This is a genomic window from Verrucomicrobiota bacterium, from assembly GCA_027622555.1.
GTDB lineage: Bacteria > Verrucomicrobiota > Verrucomicrobiia > Opitutales > UBA2995 > UBA2995.
The window spans coordinates 1-4,347 of sequence record JAQBYJ010000219.1 but is presented as its reverse complement, the minus strand read 5'-3'; the positions used below and the strand labels follow the sequence as shown (position 1 = coordinate 4,347).

At 47.9% G+C, this 4,347-nt stretch carries 8 protein-coding genes; 2 read left to right on the top strand and 6 right to left on the bottom strand.

Annotation, left to right across the window (positions count from 1 at the left end; genetic code table 11):
• Window positions 1–21: 21 nt before the first annotated feature.
• Window positions 22–426 carry a heavy metal-responsive transcriptional regulator gene (locus O3C43_24875; GenBank protein MDA1069724.1) on the bottom strand — a complete coding sequence of 135 codons (405 nt, stop codon included), beginning with the start codon at window positions 424–426 and terminating at the stop codon, window positions 22–24.
• Between the two features lie 56 nt (window positions 427–482).
• Between O3C43_24875 and O3C43_24870 the strand changes: the two genes are divergently transcribed.
• A complete protein-coding gene (locus O3C43_24870; protein MDA1069723.1) occupies window positions 483–1,091 on the top strand; it encodes a mercuric transporter MerT family protein in 609 nt (202 codons plus the stop codon).
• 8 nt (window positions 1,092–1,099) lie between these two features.
• Window positions 1,100–1,336, top strand: a complete 237-nt coding sequence (locus O3C43_24865) for a GDCCVxC domain-containing (seleno)protein (protein MDA1069722.1) — start codon at window positions 1,100–1,102, stop codon at window positions 1,334–1,336.
• A gap of 92 nt (window positions 1,337–1,428) precedes the next feature.
• Here the strand turns inward: O3C43_24865 and O3C43_24860 are convergent, their stop codons facing one another.
• The 5 genes from O3C43_24860 to O3C43_24840 all read right to left on the bottom strand — a co-directional run bounded on the left by O3C43_24860 (window position 1,429) and on the right by O3C43_24840 (window position 4,234).
• Window positions 1,429–2,382, bottom strand: a complete 954-nt coding sequence (locus tag O3C43_24860; protein ID MDA1069721.1) for a permease — start codon at window positions 2,380–2,382, stop codon at window positions 1,429–1,431.
• On the bottom strand, window positions 2,373–2,552 hold the full coding sequence (locus O3C43_24855) for a hypothetical protein (protein MDA1069720.1): 180 nt from the start codon (window positions 2,550–2,552) through the stop codon (window positions 2,373–2,375). Before O3C43_24855 ends, O3C43_24860 begins: the two co-directional genes overlap by 10 nt.
• Window positions 2,553–2,580: 28 nt before the next feature.
• Complete coding sequence (locus tag O3C43_24850) at window positions 2,581–3,021, bottom strand: arsenate reductase ArsC (GenBank protein ID MDA1069719.1); 441 nt, start codon at window positions 3,019–3,021, stop codon at window positions 2,581–2,583.
• A gap of 12 nt (window positions 3,022–3,033) precedes the next feature.
• Window positions 3,034–3,399 (bottom strand): metalloregulator ArsR/SmtB family transcription factor, encoded by a 366-nt coding sequence (locus O3C43_24845; protein ID MDA1069718.1) that lies wholly within the window; start codon window positions 3,397–3,399, stop codon window positions 3,034–3,036.
• A gap of 67 nt (window positions 3,400–3,466) precedes the next feature.
• Entirely contained in the window at window positions 3,467–4,234 is a 768-nt protein-coding gene (locus tag O3C43_24840) for a transporter (GenBank protein ID MDA1069717.1), read from the bottom strand.
• Between the last annotated feature and the right edge of the window lie 113 nt (window positions 4,235–4,347).

Here is a 4,347-nt window from a genome sequence, read left to right as displayed (position 1 = left end):
TCAAGTCTTCTTTTTAGGACGCTAATTCAGAAACAAAGGGCATCGCAAATTCTCAAGAACAGGGCAGCGGCCATTTTCGCTTTCGTCGCAGGCAATTTTCAACCGCTTGAGCGACTTGAAAAAGGTTTTGAGTTCCTTAATTTTTATATCCAGCTCCTCGATACGGTCAGACAAGAGCTTTCCTACATCGCTACAGGCTTCTTCAGGTAAAAGTTCCAGTTTGAAAAGCAGCTTTACATCGGAAAGCTTAAAACCCGCGTTTTTGGCCTGTTTAATGAATAAAAGACGTTCCAGAGCATCTTCATCGTATTCGCGGTATCCGGAATCGTAGCGGCGTCTTGGTTCGGGCAAAATGCCTTCCCGTTCGTAATAACGGATGGTTTGTGCGTTTAAGCCTGCTTTTTCGGCCAATTCTCCAATTTTCATGACAATCGATAAAACTCCTTTACCTTATACTATACTTCAAGGTTTATAATAGCTCAATGAAAGTAAACAACCAGACAGAGCGAAAAGGGAAATGGCTAGTTGGCGGTGGTCTGGGAGCTGCATTCATCGCCTCTCTTTGCTGCATTGGTCCCGCTGTTTTCATCGCCCTTGGCCTAGGAAGTTTTGCGGCGGCAGGTATCTTTGAATCGCTGCGCCCGTGGTTTGCCTTAGTGGCTGTCCTTGCCCTTGGCTTTGCCTGGTGGCAAGCGCTTAGAAAAAAGGCATGTGCGGATGGCTCTTGCGAAATTCCGGCCAAATCCCGCAAGAGCCAAATTGTTTTTCTGAGCCTTGTTAGTCTTCTTGCAATGGGCTTTTTGGCATATCCAAGCATTGCAAATTTGATACTCAAAACTGGTGGAGATACACAGACTGCCATGGGGCCGAACAGCTCCGAGCTTGTTGTCGCCATTCCAAGCATGGATTGTGCTGCTTGCGCGGTTGGAATTCAGAGGGCGCTTAATAAGGTTGAAGGCATCGACAGTGCTCAAATCAGCTATGAAAATAAAAAAGCCGTCGTCGTTTACAATTCTCAGAAAGTAACACAGGCAACGATCTTTGAAGCAATCAGAGAAACAGGCTTCCCGCCAGAGGAAATTAAGCCATGAGTGAAGGTATGGAAATACAACTGATTTCTACTCTAACATGTCCAACTTGTGGCCATCAGAGTAAAGAGAAAATGCCCACGGATTCTTGTCAGTTTTTCTGGGAATGTCCAAATTGCAATGAGCTTCTAAAACCCAAGGAAGGAGATTGCTGCGTATATTGCTCTTACGGGGACATTCCATGTCCTCCAATACAAGAGGCCAAAAACGGCGGAGAAGCGGGCCCTGCGTGTTGCTCGACAGCCTAAATATCTTGAAAGAGACGCCTCCTGAACCAAAAGGCTATACTTACTATTCAAGGGTCTTGGTTTGTTTTACATATTGGTTCCTAATATTTCGTTTATAGAAAGCCAGCCAGGCCATTTAGAAGGTAGCCTGTAAGAACAATCGCGATTGTTGTAATACCGAAATAAAGTGCGATAAGCGGTAAACGCATCGTGCGACGAAGCATAATGGCTTCGGGCAAGCTGAGAGCCGCCATGGCCATCATGAAGGCGAGCGCAGTACCGAGAGGAATACCCTTTTCAAACAGTACAACAGCGACCGGAACGATCGCGGCGCAACTGCCATACATGGGCACGCCCAGAACAGTTGCAATCGGCACGGAAAAGATACCTGTCGCATCAATTAGGCCATGGATTGTTTCTTGCGGGACGTAATTGTGAATGAAGGCACCGATGCCGACCCCGACCAGCACCCAAAGCCAGATTTGCCGGATTACGCTGAGGGCTTCATCATACCCATAACGAATGCGGGAACCAAACGTATGTTCAATGACTTTTTCATCCTGATGAGCGGATTTCGTAATGTCTTTTTCTAGGAAGCTTTCCAGCTTCATCCGGCCTAGAATTGCGCCGGCAATCGTGCCGATCAACAAACCACTCGTCACGTAAGCGATGGTGATAGGCATCCCAAACTCGGCTGCCATCAAGATCACCAGGTATTCGTTAATGATTGGTGAAGTAATAAGAAAAGAAAAAGTCACACCTAGCGGGACCCCAGCCTTTAGCAGACTGATGAATATCGGGATCGACGAGCAGGAGCAAAACGGCGTAATTGCTCCGAAGAGTGAAGCAACGACATTACCCCAAATGCCGCCAGCACTCATCCACCGCTTTAGCTTGTCCTCGGATAGAAACGTGCGAAGGAAGCCGATCGCAAAAATCATCACAGCCAGTAGCAGGAAGATTTTAAGAGTATCGTAGACAAAAAAATGGACCGCCCCGCCAAAACGAGAATCTGGATCGAGGCCAACCCAGTCGTAGATCAACAAGTCTGCGATCTTTAGCAGCATTTACCGCCCTTGCCGCCACTATCCTCTGAGCCGCAGCAGCTGCTCTGTTGTGACTTTTCATCGGCTTTTTTCTTCATTGAGGTATCAACCTTATTGACGATCCGCTTGAAGAAGCCGGGCTTTTCATTTGTTTCTGACTTTGGGGGTGTGGCTGTTTCTTGTTCTTTCATTACTAATTCTCCTTATCTAGTTAGGTGTTTATTTTTTTTTTGTTGCCTGCCGGAACCCACTCGCATAGGCCTCGAAAACCTTGCGGATTTCATCCCGTATGCGCCGGAAAGCCTCCATCTCGGACTCTCCATTTTTCGCAGCCTTCGGGGGATCTTCGAACCCCCAATGGTAACGATTTACTTCTCCCGGAAAAATGGGACAGGCTTCGTTTGCGTCGTCGCAAACCGTGATCACCGTATCAATTCCGGCATGCAAAAACTGATCGAGATGTTTCGAGCTGTGTTCTGAGATATCGATACCAATTTCCTTCGAAACTTCAACCGCCTTAGGGTGAACGTAGCCCGCAGGATTTGAGCCAGCACTCAAAACCTCGAAAAGGTCGCCTGCTGCATGTTGAAGAATTCCCTCTGCCATATGACTGCGACAGGAATTTCCGGTGCATAGAATAAGAACTTTTTGTTTGGTCATGATTAAAACAGTTTATCCGTTTATGGCCTGAGCGCAGGCCGCCTTTTCTTGTAGCATGCGCTCAGCAATTAAGGAGCGCTTTTTGGTGTCTTCGTCGAAGGCGATTAGCTCCCCATAACAATCCTGCAGGCATTTCAGATTCTCCTCCAAAAGCGGATTTGTAGCATCGGCTAATCGGTAAACCATCCACTGTGCCACACGCTCGCCCTCAACCATGCCTAACTCCTTCATGTATCGCAGCTGCTTGGAAATTTTAACTTGGCCTGAGTCCAGAATTTCAACTAGATGGCAGACGCACAATGGCCCATCCTTCAGCAGGTTTAGGATGCGTAATCTCTGGACGTCACAGAAACATTTATAGGCCTGAATAATTTCCATGGCATACATATTCTACAAAATGCATATGCTGTCAATGGAAAATAGTATGTTTCATATCGCCGTATCTTCAGAAATTAACCCGAAAACCAGCCGTCACGATGAAATCATTCTTCAATGCACTCCCATTGAGGTCCTGAATAACCGGGAGCTGAACGGCTCCTTCAATGATGTAGCGCTTAGTAACGTATTGGATTCCTGGGGTCAAATACCACGTTGTTCCTCCAGAGTTGGGGTCTCGAGTCCCTAACGCTTCGTGCTTGTCTTGCCAAATCAAGTTGCTTTCAAAAACTCCGTAAAGATAGCAGGGAACGGCATCCCCGAGTTCATTAGGCCAGAGCCGATATTGATAGGACAAGTCGAGATTAGCCACATCTCCAATTTCGAAACCATTCGCCTCGGTGTTGAATTTGTAGGCGACAGAAGAATCAAACTCCCATTGAAGCGTTTGCCAGGTAAGCACCGCCCCGATAAATGGATCCCACGAACCAGAACCGAGCTGCAAGGGTTGAGGGAGCCGTCCAAGGGAATCCACACCATCATCAGCACCGGTTGGAAACTCAAGACCGGCAAACGAACCGACGCGAAGAGTTTCTCCAATCTTATCCCATTGGCCAAGCGTATAACGACCAAAAACCCTTATATCTCCAAGCCCCGAATCTCCAAGCTTCCGCCGGCCTAACGGCGTAGTCACGTCCAAGCTCTTATCAAGAAACGGAGCAATGCCGAAAAGCGTGAATTTCTCGGTCAGGCCGTAAACGAAAACCGAAGGGGCCGACCAGACAGTAAGCTCCCGGTCCGCGGGGCCGGGATCGTCTGTCGAGCTAATGTACTTCATCTGTCCACGGAAAATGAATTCTCCTTCGTTCACGGGCAGCGCCGTGTTGAACGAAGCCGCTGTCGCGGCAGGTGGTGTTTTTGGGGTTCAAAACTGTGGGGTGGTAAAAGACC

Excerpts from the sequence above, each read along its gene's own strand:
- O3C43_24860 (MDA1069721.1), bottom strand. The coding sequence starts at position 2,382 with ATGCTGCTAAAGATCGCAGACTTGTTGATCTACGACTGGGTTGGCCTC.
- O3C43_24870 (MDA1069723.1), top strand. The coding sequence starts at position 483 with ATGAAAGTAAACAACCAGACAGAGCGAAAAGGGAAATGGCTAGTTGGC.
- O3C43_24875 (MDA1069724.1), bottom strand. The coding sequence starts at position 426 with ATGAAAATTGGAGAATTGGCCGAAAAAGCAGGCTTAAACGCACAAACC.
- O3C43_24845 (MDA1069718.1), bottom strand. The coding sequence starts at position 3,399 with ATGGAAATTATTCAGGCCTATAAATGTTTCTGTGACGTCCAGAGATTA.
- O3C43_24865 (MDA1069722.1), top strand. The coding sequence starts at position 1,100 with ATGGAAATACAACTGATTTCTACTCTAACATGTCCAACTTGTGGCCAT.
- O3C43_24850 (MDA1069719.1), bottom strand. The coding sequence starts at position 3,021 with ATGACCAAACAAAAAGTTCTTATTCTATGCACCGGAAATTCCTGTCGC.
- O3C43_24840 (MDA1069717.1), bottom strand. The coding sequence starts at position 4,234 with ATGAAGTACATTAGCTCGACAGACGATCCCGGCCCCGCGGACCGGGAG.
- O3C43_24855 (MDA1069720.1), bottom strand. The coding sequence starts at position 2,552 with ATGAAAGAACAAGAAACAGCCACACCCCCAAAGTCAGAAACAAATGAA.